This is a genomic window from Arthrobacter senegalensis, assembly GCF_059091765.1.
Genome location: NZ_JBNHGZ010000005.1, coordinates 221,185 through 237,593, shown reverse-complemented (window position 1 = coordinate 237,593; position 16,409 = coordinate 221,185). Strand labels below are relative to the sequence as shown.

The 16,409-nt window shown below is 68.7% G+C and carries 20 protein-coding genes; 13 read left to right on the top strand and 7 right to left on the bottom strand.

The annotated features are described in order from the left end of the window. Positions 1-265: 265 nt before the first annotated feature. Positions 266-1,084: a CPBP family intramembrane glutamic endopeptidase gene (locus tag AC5RVG_RS15710; protein WP_494014568.1), complete on the bottom strand. Its 819-nt coding sequence runs from the start codon at positions 1,082-1,084 to the stop codon at positions 266-268. An 81-nt stretch (positions 1,085-1,165) separates the two neighbouring features. Continuing rightward, positions 1,166-1,441 (bottom strand): hypothetical protein, encoded by a 276-nt coding sequence (locus AC5RVG_RS15705; protein WP_494001649.1) that lies wholly within the window; start codon positions 1,439-1,441, stop codon positions 1,166-1,168. Positions 1,442-1,740: 299 nt separating this feature from the next. Here AC5RVG_RS15705 and AC5RVG_RS15700 point away from each other — a divergent pair, with 299 nt between their 5' ends. From AC5RVG_RS15700 to AC5RVG_RS15670, 7 genes are read left to right on the top strand one after another with little or no spacing between them, the layout of a single operon-like run. After that, positions 1,741-2,832 carry a polyprenyl synthetase family protein gene (locus tag AC5RVG_RS15700; RefSeq protein ID WP_494014567.1) on the top strand — a complete coding sequence of 364 codons (1,092 nt, stop codon included), beginning with the start codon at positions 1,741-1,743 and terminating at the stop codon, positions 2,830-2,832. A gap of 5 nt (positions 2,833-2,837) precedes the next feature. Then, complete coding sequence (locus AC5RVG_RS15695) at positions 2,838-3,722, top strand: phytoene/squalene synthase family protein (protein WP_494014566.1); 885 nt, start codon at positions 2,838-2,840, stop codon at positions 3,720-3,722. After that, positions 3,722-5,407: a phytoene desaturase family protein gene (gene crtI, locus AC5RVG_RS15690; protein ID WP_494014565.1), complete on the top strand. Its 1,686-nt coding sequence runs from the start codon at positions 3,722-3,724 to the stop codon at positions 5,405-5,407. The genes AC5RVG_RS15695 and crtI overlap by 1 nt, the downstream gene beginning before the upstream one ends. Continuing rightward, positions 5,404-5,784 carry a lycopene cyclase domain-containing protein gene (locus AC5RVG_RS15685; RefSeq protein ID WP_494014564.1) on the top strand — a complete coding sequence of 127 codons (381 nt, stop codon included), beginning with the start codon at positions 5,404-5,406 and terminating at the stop codon, positions 5,782-5,784. The genes crtI and AC5RVG_RS15685 overlap by 4 nt, the downstream gene beginning before the upstream one ends. After that, the gene (locus AC5RVG_RS15680) at positions 5,781-6,140 is read left to right on the top strand and encodes a lycopene cyclase domain-containing protein (RefSeq protein WP_494014563.1); all 360 of its coding nucleotides are present in this window, start codon (positions 5,781-5,783) and stop codon (positions 6,138-6,140) included. Before AC5RVG_RS15685 ends, AC5RVG_RS15680 begins: the two co-directional genes overlap by 4 nt. Then, positions 6,091-6,987 carry a prenyltransferase gene (locus AC5RVG_RS15675; RefSeq protein WP_494014580.1) on the top strand — a complete coding sequence of 299 codons (897 nt, stop codon included), beginning with the start codon at positions 6,091-6,093 and terminating at the stop codon, positions 6,985-6,987. Before AC5RVG_RS15680 ends, AC5RVG_RS15675 begins: the two co-directional genes overlap by 50 nt. 59 nt (positions 6,988-7,046) lie before the next feature. Beyond that, positions 7,047-7,916, top strand: a complete 870-nt coding sequence (locus AC5RVG_RS15670) for a glycosyltransferase (RefSeq protein ID WP_494014562.1) — start codon at positions 7,047-7,049, stop codon at positions 7,914-7,916. Here the strand turns inward: AC5RVG_RS15670 and AC5RVG_RS15665 are convergent. Next, a complete protein-coding gene (locus AC5RVG_RS15665; protein WP_494014561.1) occupies positions 7,861-8,253 on the bottom strand; it encodes a VOC family protein in 393 nt (130 codons plus the stop codon). The two genes, AC5RVG_RS15670 and AC5RVG_RS15665, sit on opposite strands and share 56 nt — an antisense overlap. A gap of 170 nt (positions 8,254-8,423) precedes the next feature. On the opposite strand from AC5RVG_RS15665, the gene AC5RVG_RS15660 reads away from it, so the two are divergent. After that, complete coding sequence (locus tag AC5RVG_RS15660; protein ID WP_494014560.1) at positions 8,424-8,873, top strand: YkvA family protein; 450 nt, start codon at positions 8,424-8,426, stop codon at positions 8,871-8,873. Here AC5RVG_RS15660 and AC5RVG_RS15655 read toward each other — a convergent pair. Then, complete coding sequence (locus AC5RVG_RS15655; RefSeq protein ID WP_494014559.1) at positions 8,870-9,808, bottom strand: serine/threonine-protein kinase; 939 nt, start codon at positions 9,806-9,808, stop codon at positions 8,870-8,872. The two genes, AC5RVG_RS15660 and AC5RVG_RS15655, sit on opposite strands and share 4 nt — an antisense overlap. A 218-nt stretch (positions 9,809-10,026) precedes the next feature. On the opposite strand from AC5RVG_RS15655, the gene AC5RVG_RS15650 reads away from it, so the two are divergent. The 3 genes from AC5RVG_RS15650 to AC5RVG_RS15640 all read left to right on the top strand — a co-directional run bounded on the left by AC5RVG_RS15650 (position 10,027) and on the right by AC5RVG_RS15640 (position 11,439). Then, complete coding sequence (locus AC5RVG_RS15650; protein WP_494014558.1) at positions 10,027-10,770, top strand: ANTAR domain-containing protein; 744 nt, start codon at positions 10,027-10,029, stop codon at positions 10,768-10,770. 103 nt (positions 10,771-10,873) lie between these two features. Next, positions 10,874-11,218, top strand: coding sequence for a hypothetical protein (locus AC5RVG_RS15645; RefSeq protein ID WP_494014557.1), 345 nt, complete (start codon positions 10,874-10,876; stop codon positions 11,216-11,218). Then, positions 11,215-11,439, top strand: a complete 225-nt coding sequence (locus AC5RVG_RS15640) for a hypothetical protein (RefSeq protein ID WP_494014556.1) — start codon at positions 11,215-11,217, stop codon at positions 11,437-11,439. Before AC5RVG_RS15645 ends, AC5RVG_RS15640 begins: the two co-directional genes overlap by 4 nt. Here the strand turns inward: AC5RVG_RS15640 and AC5RVG_RS15635 are convergent. Continuing rightward, on the bottom strand, positions 11,436-12,836 hold the full coding sequence (locus tag AC5RVG_RS15635; RefSeq protein ID WP_494014555.1) for a dihydrolipoyl dehydrogenase family protein: 1,401 nt from the start codon (positions 12,834-12,836) through the stop codon (positions 11,436-11,438). The genes AC5RVG_RS15640 and AC5RVG_RS15635 overlap by 4 nt on opposite strands. A gap of 154 nt (positions 12,837-12,990) precedes the next feature. Further along, positions 12,991-13,932 carry a DMT family transporter gene (locus AC5RVG_RS15630; RefSeq protein ID WP_494014554.1) on the bottom strand — a complete coding sequence of 314 codons (942 nt, stop codon included), beginning with the start codon at positions 13,930-13,932 and terminating at the stop codon, positions 12,991-12,993. A gap of 294 nt (positions 13,933-14,226) precedes the next feature. Between AC5RVG_RS15630 and AC5RVG_RS15625 the strand changes: the two genes are divergently transcribed. Further along, the gene (locus AC5RVG_RS15625; RefSeq protein WP_494014553.1) at positions 14,227-14,847 is read left to right on the top strand and encodes a phosphoribosylanthranilate isomerase; all 621 of its coding nucleotides are present in this window, start codon (positions 14,227-14,229) and stop codon (positions 14,845-14,847) included. Positions 14,848-14,864: 17 nt separating this feature from the next. On the opposite strand, the gene AC5RVG_RS15620 is transcribed toward AC5RVG_RS15625, so the two are convergent. Continuing rightward, positions 14,865-15,557, bottom strand: a complete 693-nt coding sequence (locus tag AC5RVG_RS15620) for a TetR/AcrR family transcriptional regulator (protein WP_494014552.1) — start codon at positions 15,555-15,557, stop codon at positions 14,865-14,867. A gap of 108 nt (positions 15,558-15,665) precedes the next feature. Between AC5RVG_RS15620 and AC5RVG_RS15615 the strand changes: the two genes are divergently transcribed. Next, positions 15,666-16,394 (top strand): DUF2306 domain-containing protein, encoded by a 729-nt coding sequence (locus AC5RVG_RS15615; RefSeq protein ID WP_494014551.1) that lies wholly within the window; start codon positions 15,666-15,668, stop codon positions 16,392-16,394. The last annotated feature ends 15 nt before the right edge of the window (positions 16,395-16,409 follow it).

The following is a 16,409-nucleotide window of genomic DNA, read 5'->3' as shown; positions in this document are numbered from 1 at the left end:
CGCCCGGGCAAGTGTGGGGGAAGGTTTGGGGGGGGGGGGGGGGGGGGGGTGGGGGGGGGGGGGGGGGGGGGGGGGGGGGGGGGGGGGGAGAAAAAAAAAAAAGGGGGGGTGGGTGGCGCCTTTGGGTGCGCCACGAGAAAGCGGGGTCCGAAAACCACCCACAGGGGTCCCCCCCCGGGCCCCTTTGCGTCCTGCGTGCCGGGGGCCCCTTCGCGTCCCAGTGCCCCGGCCCCTCTACGTCCGGGTGTGCGCGGGAGCGGCAGGGTCAGTACAGGAAGATCGGCAGCCAGTCGCGGTTGTGCGCGTGCACCAGCGCCAGGAACAGCACGAAGTCGAAGATCAGGTGCACGGATACGACGTAGGTGAACGACTTCGTCAGCTTAAAGGTGTAGCCCTGCAGCAGCGCGAACGGGAAGGTCAGCAGCGGCCCCCACGCCTGGTAGCCGATCTCCCACAGGAAGGACGAGAACACGACGGCCTGCAGGAGGTTGGCGAGCCAGTCGGGAAAATGCCGGCGCAGCAGCGTGAAGGTGGTGCAGATGAAGAAGAGTTCGTCCCAGATGCCGACGGCGTTCACGCCGAGAAAGAGCCGCCAGAAGATCGTGGGGTCGGAGGCATCCGGCCAGTTTTGGTAAACGCCCGTGCTGACCAGATACACCGGCAAAATGAAGTAGCCGAGCGCCACGACGCCGATGAGGTACAGCTTGGCGGACAACGGCCATTTGCGGCCCGTGTTCACCGGAAACCTGATGATCTTCTCCCGGTAGACAAACCTCGACACCAGCCACGGCACCAGGACGGCCAACGCGAGGGCGCCGCCCATCAGGGCCATGTGCCCGAGGCTCAGGTCCGCGTTCAGGGGCACCAGGCTGATGATCAGCATCCCGGCCGCGATCAGCGCAAGATGCCGGACAAACTCCCGGTCAACCAGCGCCGCCGTGGCCACGCTCAGCGCGAGCAGGCCGTAGCCGAGGGGGCCATTCTCGACGGCAAAAAGCAGCACGCCGGACGCAGAGAGGAGCACCGCCGGCACCAGTTTCCAGCTCAGCGCGGTCCGGGGCGGTTCGGTCGAGATTGTTGTCACGCCACCAGCATCTCAGCACAGCCCCTGCCGCGGAAACCGTTGACGGTTTAGCGCCCGGCTGGTTCCACCGTCGCCCCGTGGCTAGTGGTGGCCGGCCTTGGTGGTGCCGAACATCAGCGTGCGGCGGGCGATGTCGTAGTACACGGTCTCCGCGGTGGAGAGGAGGTCCTGGAGGTTGTCGGCGTCGTCGGCGTCCAGCGTCAGCACCTCTTCCCACGCGCCCTGGTCCAGGACCAGTTGCAGGGTCCAGGTGCCGCGGGCCCCCGGCTCGCCGGCTACCCAGGTGAACTGGTAGTGGCTGAGCTGGCGGACCTTGATGCTGTCGTCGGTGACCGGCTGTTGCGGTGTCGGTGTCATGGTTTGTTCCTTTGGGTGAGGAAGCCTGACCGGCCTCACGTGACGCCAGGGTCCGGGCGATATACCCCAACGATGCTAAGTGTGCTTACTACGTTCCATGATGGGGCCGCCGCTGGCAAGCCTTTGCCGGATATCGGCGCGGGAGCCCGCCAAACCGGCCGACTAGTTGGGGATCCTGACCCCGCCAATTGCAGGCAATGGTCGCGCACCGGGCCCCGGTGACGCACACTATGGAACAACGAAGTGCAGAAGTGACGGGGGCAGCCTGCACGCTCCCAACCTTGGGGAGAAGGTCAGTCATGACTCTGAACGCCGAAAGCCGCGCGGCCGCCGAGGCAGCGTCGGATCCCTGCGGCTGGCGGCAAGTAGGCCCCCTCGTCGAAGCGGAGCTTCAGCGATTTACTGCAGGGAACCGCAGCCGGGCCGGCACGCTCTCGCATACTTTTCCCGTGCTGTGGGACCGGATTGAGGCTGCGCTGGGCGGCGGCAAGCGGCTGCGGCCCAGGATGGTGCAGCTCGCGTACAAGTCCTTCGGCGGCGAGGATCCGCGCCGCTGCGCCCGGCTAGGCGCGGCGTTCGAGCTGCTGCACACCGCGCTGGTGGTGCACGACGACGTCATCGACAGGGACTTCGTCCGCCGCGGCCTGCCAACCATCGGAGCCCGTTACCGGGACGACGCCAGAGGTCAGGGGCTGCCCGGGCCCGAGGCCGAGCACCTGGGCCACGCGGCGTCGATCATTGCCGGCGACCTCCTGCTGACCGGTGCCCTGCGGATGGCCGGCAGCTCCGGCGCCGGGCTGCCGTGCGCCGACGTCCTGATGGAAACGGTCCACGACGCCGTGTTTGCCTCGGCCGCCGGCGAACTGGATGATGTCCTGCTGTCGGCGGCGACGGAAAGCCCCGGACTGGGCGACGTCCTCGGCATGGAACGTTTGAAGACGGCGGCCTACTCCTTCGAGGCGCCGCTGAAAGCCGGGGCGCTGTTGGCCGGCGCCGACCGACACCCGGCCGAGGCACTCGCCGCGGTCGGCCGCCGCATTGGGCTGGCTTATCAGATCGTGGACGACGTTCTCGGGACCTTCGGGGAGCCCGGCACCACCGGCAAGTCCGCCGAATCCGACCTGCGCGAAGGCAAACGCACCGTGCTGACCGCTTATGCGGCGGAGGCGGAAGGGTTCGATGACCTGCTGGCCGCGTTTCGCCGCGGCGAGGCGGGGGTCGGCGAGGTCCGCGCGGCGCTCACGGACTGCGGCGCCGACGCGCAGGCGATGCGGCTCGCCCGCATCCTGGTGGACGAAGCGCTCGAGGAGTCCCGCCTCCTGCCCCTGGACGCCGCCGCGTGGAGCGAACTGGCGCGGGTCTGCAACCAGGTGCTGACGAGGGGGAACTAGCGGCCATGGAACCGAACCCGCTGCTCCGCTACACCGACGCCGCCGGCCGCAGCGCCGGCGTCGTGATTGCCCGTTATTCCACCTCCTTCGGCTTGGCATGCCGGCTGCTCGGGCCGGAGGAACGCCGGCACATCGCCAACATCTATGCGCTGGTCAGGGTGGCCGACGAAGCGGTGGACGGGGCGGCTGCCGAGGCCGGGCTCGACGCCGTGGCCGTGCGCGACCAGCTGAACCGGTTGGAACACGAGACCGAAACCGCGCTGCTGACCGGTTACAGCACCAACATGGTGGTGCACGCGTTCGCCGGGACCGCCCGCGCGTGCGGCATCGGCGTCGACCTGACCCGGCCGTTTTTCGCCTCCATGCGCGCGGACATCACGGTGGCCGAACACACCGCAGATTCGTTGGCGGACTACATCTACGGCTCCGCCGAGGTGGTGGGCCTGATGTGCCTGCGGGTGTTCCAAACCATGCCCGGCGCGATGCCCGGCCGGGATGACGAGCTCGCCGCCGCCGCCCGCCGGCTGGGCTCCGCCTTCCAAAAAGTTAACTTCCTGCGCGACCTCGCCGCCGACCGGGATCAGCTGGGCCGCAGCTACTTCCCGCAGACGGGCGCCGAGGCGTGGGACGAGCAACGGAAGCACGCGCTGGTGGCCGAGATCCGGGCGGACCTCGCTGCCGCCGGGCGGGGCATTGCGCTGCTCCCGCCCGGTGCCTGCACCGCCGTCGAACTGGCCCATGCCCTGTTCAGCGCGCTGGTTGACCGGCTGGAACGGATACCGGCGGAGGAGCTGCTGTCCCGCCGGGTGCGCGTCGGCACGCCGCAGAAGGCCGCCATCGCCCTGCGGATCCTGGCCCGCCAGCGGCTGCGCGGAAGGAGCGCCGCCTGATGGGTGCCTCCTCGTTCAAGGCCGGGCTGACCGCGCGTCGACGGGCAGCGGGTGCGGCGCCGCAGGCCGGCGAATCGGGCCAACCGGTGGTGGTCATCGGTGGCGGGGTCTCGGGACTGGCAACGGCCGGGCTGCTGGCCCGGGCGGGTCACCGCGTCACCCTGCTGGAACAACGCTCCGCGCTGGGCGGCCGGGCGGGACGGCACGAGCGCGACGGTTTCCGCTTCGACACCGGCCCGTCCTGGTACCTGATGCCGGAGGTGATCGACCACTGGTTCAAGCTGATGGGCACCAGCGCCGCGGAGCAGCTGGAGTTGGTGCGGCTGGACCCCGGTTACCGGATCTGGTTCGAGGGGTATCCGGCGGCCACGGAGGTCCGCTCGGGCCGCGAAAACGTAGCGGAACTGTTCCAAGGCCTGCAACCGGGGTCCGGGCCGGCGCTGCACCGCTACCTGGACGAGGCAGCGGAAACGTACCGGCTGGCCAAGGAGCACTTCCTGTACGACGACTTCGCCAGCCTGCGCGGACTGGCCCACCCGCAGGTGCTGCGTCGGGCACCCCGGCTGGCCAAGCTGCTGGGCTGGAGCCTGGACCGTTACGTCCGCGATCGGTTCACGGACCCGCGGCTGCACCAGCTGTTGGGGTACCCGGCGGTGTTCCTGGGCACCAGCCCGTACCGGGCGCCGGCGATGTACCACCTGATGAGCCACCTGGACCTCGACGACGGCGTGTACTACCCGATGGGCGGGTTCACTGCCCTGGTAGGTGCGATGGAGAGGCTGGCGCGGGAGGCCGGCGTCCGGATCGAAACCCGTGCCACCGCCCGGCACATTGTCACCGGGCAGTCCGGCGCGAAGGCCCGCTGCGAGGCGGTGCTCTGGTCCGACGCCGCCGGCGCCGAACACCGGACGGCGGCGGGCGTCGTCGTCGCCGCGGCAGATCTCCACCACGTGGAGACCGGGCTGCTGCCGGCGCACCTGCGCAGCCACCCGGAACCGGTGTGGCGCCGCCGCGACCCGGGACCCAGCGCCGTGCTGGTCTGCCTCGGTGTGCACGGTCCGCTGCCGCAACTGGCCCACCACAACCTGCTCTTCACCCGGGACTGGAAGGAGAACTTCGGCCGCATCCGCTCCGGGCGGGCGTTGGCTCGGGAGACGTCCATCTACGTGTGCAAGCCCAGCGCCACCGACGCCGGGGCGGCGCCGGCCGGGGACGAGAACCTGTTCATCCTGGTTCCCGCGCCGGCTGAGCCGGCCTGGGGCTCGGGCGGCGACGACGGGTCCGGGGCGGCCGCCGTGGAAGCAGTCGCGGACGCGGCCATCGACCAGCTGGCCGTTTGGACGGGAGTGGCTGATCTGCGCGGCCGGATCGCCGTCCGGCGCACCTACGGCCCGGCGGACTTCTCGGACGGATTCAACGCGTGGCGCGGCAGCGCGCTGGGTCCGGCACACACCCTGCGGCAGAGTGCCTTCCTGCGCCCGGGCAACCGGAGCCGCCGGGTGGACGGGCTGCACTACGCCGGCAGCTCGGTTCGGCCGGGCATTGGCGTGCCCATGTGCCTGATCAGTGCCGAGCTGGTGCTCAAGGCCGTGCAGGGGATCGGCACGCCCGGCGCACTGCCGGAACCGGACCCGGCGGCACCCGGCCCCGCGCCGTCGTCGGACAGTTCGGGGAGGAGCGCATGATCTACCTGGCCGTGCTGGTGGTGCTGCTGGGCTGCCTGGCCTTGTTGGACGCGCGCTACAGGCTGTTCTTCTTCGCCCGGCCGGTCGCGGCGGCCGTGACCCTGGCCATCGGACTGGCGTACTTCCTGGCCTGGGACGTCTGGGCGATCGCGCTCGGAATCTTTGTGCACCGCGACTCGCCGCTGATGACCGGCCTGATGCTGGGCCCGGAGTTGCCGCTGGAGGAGGCGTTCTTCCTGGCTTTCCTCTGCTACCAAACCATGATCCTGTTCACCGGGCTGCTGGCATGGGGCCGGCACCGGCGGGCGGCCCGCGCGGCCAGGCCGCAGCTGGTCAGCCGCGACGACGGCGCGCCGGCCGGGGGTGGTGCGGCGTGAGTTTTCTGGAGCTGAATGCGGTCTTCCTCGGCGTCGCGGTGGTGGCGGCAGTGGGCGCGGTCCTGGCCCGGCGGGTGCCCCGCGGGGCAGTCGCGGCGGCCGGCCTGTCCGTCGCGGTGCTGTGGGTGCTCACCGCCGTGTTCGACAACGTCATGATCGCCTCCGGGCTGTTCGACTACGGCGGCCACGCCCTGGCCGGACTCCGGATCGGCTTGGCGCCGGTCGAGGACTTTGCCTATCCGATGGGCGCGGCGCTGCTGCTGCCCGCGGTGTGGCTGATGCTCACAGGCCCGCGCCGCCGTGCCGATGAGAGGGCCGGCCGAGCCGACGGGGGAGGGAACCGTCGTGATTCGTGAACTGGTTATCACCTCCCGGCCGGTGTCCTGGGTCAACACCGCCTATCCCTTCGCCGCCGGGTTCCTGCTGGCCTCCGGCGGCGTCGACTGGCTGCTGGTGGTGGGCACGATCTTCTTCCTGGTCCCGTACAACCTCGCCATGTACGGCATTAACGACGTCTTCGACTACGAATCGGACCTGCTCAACCCGCGAAAGGGCGGGGCCGAGGGCGCGGTGGTGGACAGGGCCCGGCACCGCGCGATCCTGCAGGCCAGCGCCGTGGCCACAGTGCCGTTCATCGCGGTCCTGGCGGTAGCCGGCAGCCTGGCGTCCAACCTGGTGCTGCTGGTCTCGCTGGCCGCGGTCTACGCCTACAGCGCGCCGGGGCTGCGGTTCAAGGAACGGCCGTTCCTGGACTCGCTGACCTCCAGCACGCACTTCGTCTCGCCCGCTATCTACGGGCTGGTCCTGGCCGGCGCGGTGTTCACCCCGGGGTTGTGGGCGCTGCTGGCCGCGTACTTCCTGTGGGGCGTGGCCAGCCATGCCTTCGGGGCGGTCCAGGACGTGGTCCCGGACCGCGAGGCCGGGCTCGGGTCGATCGGCACCGTGCTGGGCGCCCGCCGCACCGTGCTGGTCTCCGCCGCCGCCTATGCCGCTGCCGGACTGCTGATGCTCGCCACCGATTGGCCGGGCCCGCTGGGCGGGCTCCTGGCCCTGCCGTACCTGGCCAACGTGCTGCGCTTCGCCCGGATCGACGACGCCGGCTCGGCGGCTGCGAACGCGGGGTGGAAACGGTTTTTGTGGCTGAACTATGCGGTCGGTTTCCTGGTCACCATGCTGCTGATCTGGTACGCGGGAGCCCGGTGAAACCGCGGGGCGACGACGGGGCCGCGGAGGCCCCTCCCGGGAACCGGCATCACACCATCATGACCGTGGTGATCCCGGTGCTCGACGACGCCGCGGCGCTCGCCGAGTGCCTCGCGCTGCTGGGGCGGCAGACCCGTGCCCCCTTCGAGGTCATCGTCGTAGACAACAACTGCACCGATTCCTCGGCCCAGGTGGCACGGGCCGCCGGGGCGCGCGTCGTCGTCGAACGCCGTCCCGGCATCCCGGCGGCATCGGCTGCGGGCTACGACGCCGCCGCCGCGGGGTTTGATGCTGCCGCCCGCTTCGACACCCCCGCCGCCGCTCCCAGCCTCGCCGCCCCCGCTGCCGGTTTCGCGGCCGTCCCGGCGTTCGATGCCGCCGCCGCGGTGATCGTCCGCTGCGACGCCGACACCCGTCCTCCCGCGGACTGGCTGGCCCGGATCGGTGCCGCCTTCGACGCCGATCCCGGCCTCGAAGCGCTGACCGGTCCGGGCCGGTTCTACGACCTGCCCCGGCCGGTGGCCCGGCTGGCCAGCGCCGCCTATGGCTCCGGCTACCGGCTCGGCGCCGGCCTCGCGATGGCGGCCACCCCGGTATGGGGATCGAACTTCGCCATGCGCCGGACTGCCTGGGAGCGGGCCAAGGCTGGCATCCACCGCGACCGGCAAGACATCCACGACGATTTGGACCTGAGCTTCCAGCTGGCTCCGTGGGCGCGGATCCGGTTCGACCGGCGGCTGCGCGTCGGCGCGGCCGGCCGGATCTTCGCCGGCCGGGCCGCGTTTGCCCGGCGCTTCCGCTGGGCCTTCACCACGGTGACGGTGAACTGGGCGGTCCAGCCACCCTGGCAGCGGTGGCTGCGGCGCTTTAACGTCAGGACGCCGGAGCGGAGGAGCCCAGCATCTCCAGATAGTGCGGGTTCTGCATGATGCCGAGGACGTTGCCGAACGGATCCACGACCGAGGCCGTGACGAAACCGTGGCCGCGTTCCGTGACGGGCTCCAGCTCCTTCGCGCCCTTGTCCAGCAGGCGCTGCCGCACGGCCCGCACATCGTCCACATGCCAGTAGAGGATCGCACCGCCGGGGTCGATAGCATGTCCGGGCGGAGCGTGCATGGTGTCGATCAGCCCCAGCTCGTGCTCGTAGTCGCCGACCCGGAACTCCGCATAGCCCGGCTGCTCAAAGCAGGGCTTCTTCCCCAGCAGGTCGGAGTACCACTCGACCGCCGCCGGCAGGTCCGGGGTGTAGTAACTGACCGTACTCATTCCGCGCAGCATGGGTCCCTCCGAAGGATTGCCGAAGCCGCCCCGGCACTCGCCGGGCCGCCGTGATGGTTGGACGCTACCGCACCTGGACGTCCCTGTCTGCCCTACAGTTGCGGTAGCGCGGCCAGGAAGAGTACGACGTCGGGGCCGTGCCGGGAAGGGAGCAGAGAGTGGACTGGGTTGACCTGCTGGTCGGTGTTGCCGGTGGCCTCGTCCTGGTCTATGCGGTGCTGCTGGCATGCCTGTGGTGGTACGCGCGCCGGCATCCGGAGACGGTGGGAATGCGCGATGCCCTGCGCCTGCTGCCGGATCTGTTGCGGCTGCTGCGCCGGTTGACGGGGGACCGCGCGGTACCGGCGCGGGTCCGGATTATGCTCGTGCTGCTGCTGGCCTATCTGGCCAGCCCCGTCGACTTGGTGCCGGATTTCCTGCCGGTCATCGGGTATGCAGACGACGTACTGGTCGTGGCCTGGGCACTGCGGCTGCTGATCCGGTCCGCGGGCACGGAGGCACTGCGCCGGCACTGGCCCGGTACCCCGGCGGGACTTCGCGTGATAGAACGCTTGGCCGGGCTGCCGGCGTCGGGCCCCGGACCGGCAGAGCGGCCGCGAAAGCCTTAGCGCGCGGCCGCTTTCAGGCGGTGGGGTCCGTGGTTCGGCACGACGGGGATGTCCAGCCGGCGCCTGCCCCACAGCCTCCGCCTGCCCCGGAGCGAAAGCTCCATCTCCTCCAGCGCCAGCGCCACCTCCCGTCCGGTGGGGCGTTCCGCGGGGTCGGCAGCCGTCATGGCGCCCAGCAGCAACACCCAGTCGGGACCGAGGCTGGCCGGGATCTTTGGATCACGCAGCAGCCGGGCAACCGCTGCCTCCAGCGGCGGACCGGGAAAGGCGGGCTTGCCGGTCAAGCACTCCAACAGCACCAGGCCCAGGGAATAGATGTCGCTGGCCGGGCCCGCGGGCTCGCCCTTGGCCTGCTCGGGGCTCAGGTAGGCGGCGGTCCCATAGATGCCGTCCTCGCGGGCATCTTCGGAGATCACGACGGCGATGCCGAAGTCGGTGAGTTTGGCCCGGAGCCGGGAGGCGTCGTCGTCGTAATTGAGAAGCATGATGTTGCCGGGCTTAATGTCCCGGTGGACCACGGAGTTGTTGTGGATGTAGGCGATTCCCTCGGCCAGCTCGCGGCCGACCTGGGCCACGTGGCGCGGCGGCAGCGGACCCTCCGCCAGGCGCGTTCGCAGGTCCGCGCCTTCGATCAGCTCCATCACCAGGTAGATCTGCGGGTGTCCCGCTTCCATCCGGTCGATGCCCGCGTCCAGCAGGATCACCAGGTTGGGGTGGTTCAGCCGCGCCAGGAGCTTGATTTCCGCGTCGTCGCGGTGGAACTCTGCCTCGTTCATCGAGGGCCGCTGGATGACCTTGACGGCCACCTCGCGTCCCAAGACTTCATCCTCCGCCCGATACACCCGGGCGCTTGCTCCGGTTCCGACAAGTTGCTTGAGCCGGTATCGCCCGCCCAGGAGCGTGCCGGCCCGATCTGAATGAGGCGTACTCGCCAACGTCTCCTGCTTTCCGGCTGGCCCTTTGACAGCACACTTAGCATCGTACGGTGTCGAGTGCCAAGTAGTTGCCTGAAGCGATTGGTATTCCGAATCGTTATCAGCGAGGGAGGGGAGGCCGTAGGCCGGCGAAACAGATTCCGCCCCACTGGCTCTAGCTGTGACCCGCGTCACGAGGTGTAGCGTGGACGTACGCCGGAGCATCAGTGGAGGGCATCATGGCACGCGAAATTTATGATGATTCCGAGACAACGGTCAAGGATTTTCTTCACGGACTGGCTGCCGACAGTGCGGACATCGAGGCGTTCCTCAACGCCGTGGCCCGTTTGGCCGTGCACAATCTGTCGCGGCCCGGCGAGGAACTCCTGGTCGGCATCACGCTGCTGCGCCATAAAAAGGCCGGCACGGTCGCGAGCAGTAGCGACCGCGCGCAGAAGATGGACGAGATTCAGTACGAATACGCAGACGGACCGTGCCTGCGCGCCGCGCGCGAACACACGATGGTCCACATGGCAGACCTGGAGGCAGAAACGACGTGGCCTGAATACACCCAGGACGTTCTGGCCGAGGGCATCCGGTCCATCCTGGCCGTGCCGATCCCGCTCGAGAGCGGGGACAGCGCGGGGCTGAACCTCTACTCCGATATGCCGAAAAGGTTTGATGCGGAAGCGCTCAAGGCCGCCGAACAATACGCGCACCAGGCCTCCCAGGCACTGTCCCTGGCGGTCCGGCTGGCCCGGCATCGGGAGACCGAAGCGGACTTAAAGGCGGCGCTGGAATCACGAACGACCATTGCCGTTGCCGTCGGGATCATCATGGGCCAAAGCCGGTGCAGCCAGGACGAAGCCTTCGCGATGCTCAAGTCAGCCTCCAACACCCGCAACATCAAGCTCCGCGAGCTGGCCTCCGACATCGTCGCCTCCACCGGAACTCCCTCGGCCGAAACCCATTTCGACAAATAACCGGCACGCATCGCCTCCAGCCCTTGAGCAAGGGGAGATGTCCTTGTAGCGTTGGGTCCGGTTAAGCAGTTGGCCATCGATCCACTCATATGGAGCGCCGATCATGGATCACAAACTGCGTGTACTTGTCAGGCTTGATATCGACCGTACCTCGGCGGTCATCGAAGTCAGCGGGTGCCTGACCGCGGACAGCTGCACAGCGCTTTTACCCCTGTTCCATCGCATGGAGCGCCTTGCCCACGGAATCGTCATCACGGTCGATCTGTCCGACGCGCAGCACATCGAACGCCGCGGCCTGGAGATGCTCGAACGGTTCGGCGCAGGAGAGCAAGTTGGCGCAGCGCAGCCGGGCCCCTTCACCGGCACCCTTGCGGTAGCCGCTCCCGCGGATCTGCCGCACTGCCCGGCCGTGTCCATAGGCCGGGCACGTTTGCAGGGGGCGGCATGAACAGCATGATTCGGGCGTCCGGACGTTCGCCATTTCCCGCCGATCTATCGATCCTGCCCACGGACCAGCTATTGAATCTCAGCAACCGGTGCTTCCGGGACCTGGATTGCGAGCACCCGGTCCGGGACGCGCTGTTTCAGTACTACGCACTCGCCGCGGAGCTCGAAGTCCGGGAAGCCGCCACGAAGGACACCGGAAAGCAGACGCGCCTGGACGCCTAGTCCTCCAGCCAGGCAGGTGTGAACAGCAGGTTCAACCCCTCGGAGACGGTGGGGTGGGTGATGATCGCGTCCCGCACCGCGGTGTAGTCCATTCCGCCGATCATCGCCATCTGCAGCACCGCGATTGCCTCGCTGGCCCCTGTTCCCAGCAGCGCGGCACCCAGGATCTTGCCGGTCTGCCGGTCCAGCACGGCCTTCCATTCGCCGTCCAGCTCACCAAGGGTCCGGGCGCGGGGGATCGCGCTGACCGGCATCCTGGCGATTTGCACCTCGTGGCCGGCCTCCCGGGCCTGCGCCTCCGTCATCCCCACCCTGGCGAGCTCCGGCGTCGTAAAGACGGTGTAGGGGATCAGCCGCCCCTGGGTAGACCGGGGCTCGCCCTCGCCCCGCTCGACGGCCAGGTTGGCTTTCACAATCCGGTAGTCGTCGTAGGAGGCGTGGGTGAACTGCGGGGAGCCGGCCGCGTCGCCGGCGGCCCAGACGCCGTCGGCCGTGGTGCGCAGCTGGTCGTCCACCCGGACGAAGCCCTTGTCCGTCAGCTCCACCCCGGCCTTCTCCAGCCCCATCCCGTCCGTCATCGGCCGCCGTCCCAGCGCCACCAGCACGTCGTCCGCGCTGACGGTCTCCCCGGTGGACAGCGTCACGGTGACGCTCCCGTCGGCGGCGCGCTCGATCTTCTCCGCGGACGCCTCGAGCTTCAGCGTGATCCCGGCGTCGGTGAAGTTCCGGGCCACCAGCCCGGCCACGTCGGCATCCTCCCGCGGCAGCAACTGCCCGGCGCGCTGGATCACCGTGACCTCCACGCCGATGGTGTTCAGCAGGTCGGCGAACTCGCAGCCGATGTAGCCGCCGCCCAGGATAACCATGCTCCCCGGCAGCTGCTCCAGGTGCAGCAGGGTGTTGCTGGTCTGCACCCCGGATTCGGCCAGGCCGTCGATGGTGGGCAGCGCCGGTTCGGTGCCTAGATTGAGAACGACGTCGGTGCCGCGCAGGAGGCGGGTGCCGCCGTCGTTCAGCGCGACCTCCACGGTCTTCTCGCCGACGAACTTGGCCTCGCCGAGGATAAAGTCCATGCCCGAGCCCGTGAACAGCTTCTGCTGCCCGGCGACCATGGTGTCCACCACGTCCTCCTTGCGGCGGCGCAGCAGGTCGAGGTCCATCCGCGGCTCCTCCGCGCCCGCCACGCCGAACTCGGCCGCCCGGCGCACGGTGTCCAGCACCCGGCCGGACTGGATGAGGGTCTTGGTGGGGATGCACGCCACGTTGATGCAGGTGCCGCCGACCATCGCCCGCTCCACCATCGCCACCTTCTGGCCGGACTTGGCCAGGTCCATCGCCAGCGACTTGCCGGCCTTCCCGCCGCCAACCACCAGCAGGTCAAAATCCTCGGGTTCCATGTCCGTCCTTCCCTCGGGTTGCTGTTCGCGGCTGGTTTTCACGCTCGCCGCTTACGGTCACAGCGCATGCTCGGACGCGCTTGCGCCTTCCCTTCCAGCCGCCTTAAAGCCACCGTACGCCTGATAGTGGCCCCCATTCCAAAAGGGACGGACGCTAAGGAATCTCCTCAGCGGCTGAATCCCTGCGGGGTTCCACGGCGGGCCGCGAGCCCTTGCGCCCGGCGCTTGTTTTGTCCCGGGTGGTGAAGAACACGCCGCACATCACCAGGGCTGCGCCGAGAATCTGCATGACACTGATGCTCTCGTTCAGCAGCAGATACGCACCGAACATGGTAAAGACCGGCACGAAGTTCAGGAACACGGACGTCTGGGACGCCCCGAGGACGGCAACGGCCCGGTTGTAGAGCATCAGGGCAATCACCGACGGAAAGACGCCGAGGTACACGAGGCCGGACCAGTGGCCTCCGCCGATCCGCGGGACTCCCACGACCAGCCACTCCGCCGCCATGACGGGCAGCAGGATCATGACCGACAGCCCGGTCATCACCAGGACCGCCCCGTAGGACGGGAACAGATGCAGATACTTCTTCACAGCGATCGAATACACCGCCCAGGACGCCGCGGCCGCCGCCATGATGGCGTCGCCGATGTTCCAGGACAGGTCCGCGAGGCTCATCAGCTGCCCGTTGGTAACCACCCACAGCGCCCCGCACATGGAGAGCACGACGCCGAACCACTGGATCGCCCTGAGCCGTTCGCGCAGCAGCCAGAAGCTGAGGGCCACCGTCACAGCCGGCACCGAGGCTTCCAGCACGGAGGCGTTGGTGGCGGAGGTCAATTGGAGGGCGGTGTAGATCAGCGTATTGAAGAGCGCGACTCCCGTGAGCGTCATCAGCAGCAGCGGTTTGCGGTGCTGGAGGAACAGGCGGCGGGACTGCCAGGCGCTGCGGTATCCCAGCGGGAGCAGCACCAGGAAGGCAATGAAGACCCGGAAGAACGCGATGGTCAAGGGCGGCAGGTCGCTGAGCGCCTTGCCGGTCAAGATGTTGCCGGCGTAGAAGATGACCACCAGCAGGAGGAGGACGTAGGCGCGCATTTTCCTCCTCTGGTCGGCTTCCGGCGCTCGTCCCTCATACCCTACGTGTCCGGGGCAAGGCCTGATTGGAACTCGTCCGCCGACCCGGATGCGGTGCACCTGCGGGCGGCTACGATGGTGTCCTCACGAGTGGCGGGCTCCAGAGCCGGTTGCGCTCGCCGGAGCGTGCATCCCGGAAGGTGCTTGGCGGAGTCCGCGGCCACGGCAAAGCCCTCGCGTCGAAATCCTGAGCAGTTTCGGTCCCGAGAGCGAGCGGATGCACACGTACACGCACAGCACGAACGGGCAGGAATAATGGCTGAAACTTACGTCAAGATCTGCGGACTGCGGACTCCAGAGGGGGTCACGGCCGCTGTCGACGCCGGCGCGGACGCGGTGGGGTTTGTCTTCGCCCCCGGTGGCCGGCGCACAGTTGGGGCACAGCTGGCACGCGCGCTCGGCGAAGCCGTGCCGGCTGGGGTCGAAACTGTTGGCGTGTTCCGCAACCAGCCCATCGGCGAAGTCATCGAGACAGCCCGGGCCGCGGCGGTGACCACCGTCCAGCTGCACGGCGACGAGCCGCGCGGCGACATCCGCTTGCTCGAGGACGCCGGGTTCCGGACTCTGCGGGCCTTCTCCGCCGATGCCTACGAGGCCCTGCCGGCGGAGGAAAGGGCGGACTGGGAGGCCGGGCGGATCCTGCTCGATGCAGTTGAACCCGGCGCCGGGGTGACCTTCGACGCGAGCGCGATCCAGGCTCAACCCCCGCGCGGATTCTGGCTGCTGGCCGGAGGGCTGACTCCCGCCAACGTCGGCGGGCTGGTCGCCACGCTTCGGCCGAACGGCGTGGATGTCTCCAGCGGTGTTGAATCCAGCCGCGGCGTCAAGGACGTCGCGCTGATTCGCGATTTCGTCCAGGCCGCCAAAATGCAGTAATCCTGCGGCGCGCCGCCTTAGCGCGGGGCAGAGGTCCACCCCTGCTGGTGGAGCCTTTCGAATCCGTCCAGCAGCAGGTCCAGGGCAAACTCGAACTCGAACTGGTCGTCGCAGCCCTGGCCGACCACTGATCCGTCGTCGTGCGCCCCCGCAATGGCAACCTCGGCAATGTGGGGGTACCGTGCGGCCATCATCTGCAGCATCTCCGGCGGCAGGTCCGCCGGCGCGCTCTGCGAGTCGTCGAACAGCTCCTGGGTGAAACCCCACATCCGGCTGCCCAGGGCGTGCATCACGTGGTGGGTGAGGTCGACCGAGAATCCGCCCGCGCGGAACATGCCGATCACCGAGTCCATGTAGTCCAGGACAACCGGCGTTTTGTTGGTGCGTGACTCGAGTACCTGGCGGGCCCATGGGTGGCGCAGCAGGACCTCCCGGGCCGACAAGACCCGCTGACGGACGGCGTTCCGCCAATCCGCCCCGCTGCGTCGCGTCTCGATCTCGCCAACGATGACGTCGACCATGCCGTCGAGCAGTTCTTCCTTGTTCGCCACGTGTTTGTAGAGGGCCATCGGCACCACGCCCAGTTCCTGCGCCAGCTTGCGCATGCTGAGCGCGTCCACGCCGGCTTCGTCGGCAAGCACGACGGCGGCGCTCAACACCCGCTCCCTGTTCAGCGGGGTGCGGCGAGCCGACTCCACCTGCTGAGCCATCAGGACCACCCTTTCTGACAGCAGATATCTCTTGACAAGTGTACAGCGTACACCTACCTTTAGATCACAAGGTGTACGCCGTACACCCTAGACCTGGGGGAATCAACAATGGCTGCAGAAACCATCGCCGTGACCAAGGGCTCCGGGCGCCGGCCCCGCGGCCGCTGGCTCATACCCGCCGGCTTGATCTTTATCAGCCTCATCCCGGTCATCTTCGGGTCGATACGGGTGGCCGAGCTGACCGGGGGAGCGGCGGTGACGCCGGCCAACCAGCGGTTCTTTGACTCGCCCGTTCCCGTGCTGATCCACATTCCCGCGGCCATCGTCTACAGCCTGGTCGGGGCCTTCCAGTTCGTACCCTCGTTGCGTCGCGGCAAGCGCGGCGGGCGCAGCTGGCACCGCATCGCCGGGGTTGTTCTCATCCCGGCCGGCCTGCTCGCTGCCCTCTCGGGCCTCTGGATGTCCGTCTTCTACGACCTCCCGCCGGACGACGGTGTCATCCTGCTCGTCCTTCGGCTGGTGTTCGGCACGGCCATGACGGTGAGCATCATCCTGGGCGTCCTCGCGATCCGGCGGCGCAACTTCGCCGCCCACGGTGCCTGGATGGCCCGCGGTTATGCCATCGGGATCGCCGCCGGAACACAGGCCCTGGTGACCATCCCGTGGATTCTCCTGGTCGCCCCGACCAACGAACTGAGCCGTGCGGTGCTCATGGGGGCCGCCTGGCTGCACAACCTTGCGGTCGCCGAGTACTTCATCCGCCGGCGCGCCGGAAGGTCCGGGCACTCGAGGCGCGCGTCCGGCAGGCGCGCTACGCTTCCGGCTGTAGCTTCCTGATGAGGCCCGCGGTCC

Excerpts from the sequence above, each read along its gene's own strand:
- AC5RVG_RS15705 (WP_494001649.1), bottom strand. The coding sequence starts at position 1,441 with ATGACACCGACACCGCAACAGCCGGTCACCGACGACAGCATCAAGGTC.
- AC5RVG_RS15700 (WP_494014567.1), top strand. The coding sequence starts at position 1,741 with ATGACTCTGAACGCCGAAAGCCGCGCGGCCGCCGAGGCAGCGTCGGAT.
- AC5RVG_RS15695 (WP_494014566.1), top strand. The coding sequence starts at position 2,838 with ATGGAACCGAACCCGCTGCTCCGCTACACCGACGCCGCCGGCCGCAGC.
- crtI (WP_494014565.1), top strand. The coding sequence starts at position 3,722 with ATGGGTGCCTCCTCGTTCAAGGCCGGGCTGACCGCGCGTCGACGGGCA.
- AC5RVG_RS15685 (WP_494014564.1), top strand. The coding sequence starts at position 5,404 with ATGATCTACCTGGCCGTGCTGGTGGTGCTGCTGGGCTGCCTGGCCTTG.
- AC5RVG_RS15675 (WP_494014580.1), top strand. The coding sequence starts at position 6,091 with ATGAGAGGGCCGGCCGAGCCGACGGGGGAGGGAACCGTCGTGATTCGT.
- AC5RVG_RS15670 (WP_494014562.1), top strand. The coding sequence starts at position 7,047 with ATGACCGTGGTGATCCCGGTGCTCGACGACGCCGCGGCGCTCGCCGAG.
- AC5RVG_RS15665 (WP_494014561.1), bottom strand. The coding sequence starts at position 8,253 with ATGAGTACGGTCAGTTACTACACCCCGGACCTGCCGGCGGCGGTCGAG.
- AC5RVG_RS15650 (WP_494014558.1), top strand. The coding sequence starts at position 10,027 with ATGGCACGCGAAATTTATGATGATTCCGAGACAACGGTCAAGGATTTT.
- AC5RVG_RS15645 (WP_494014557.1), top strand. The coding sequence starts at position 10,874 with ATGGATCACAAACTGCGTGTACTTGTCAGGCTTGATATCGACCGTACC.
- AC5RVG_RS15640 (WP_494014556.1), top strand. The coding sequence starts at position 11,215 with ATGAACAGCATGATTCGGGCGTCCGGACGTTCGCCATTTCCCGCCGAT.
- AC5RVG_RS15635 (WP_494014555.1), bottom strand. The coding sequence starts at position 12,836 with ATGGAACCCGAGGATTTTGACCTGCTGGTGGTTGGCGGCGGGAAGGCC.
- AC5RVG_RS15630 (WP_494014554.1), bottom strand. The coding sequence starts at position 13,932 with ATGCGCGCCTACGTCCTCCTCCTGCTGGTGGTCATCTTCTACGCCGGC.
- AC5RVG_RS15625 (WP_494014553.1), top strand. The coding sequence starts at position 14,227 with ATGGCTGAAACTTACGTCAAGATCTGCGGACTGCGGACTCCAGAGGGG.
- AC5RVG_RS15620 (WP_494014552.1), bottom strand. The coding sequence starts at position 15,557 with ATGGCTCAGCAGGTGGAGTCGGCTCGCCGCACCCCGCTGAACAGGGAG.
- AC5RVG_RS15615 (WP_494014551.1), top strand. The coding sequence starts at position 15,666 with ATGGCTGCAGAAACCATCGCCGTGACCAAGGGCTCCGGGCGCCGGCCC.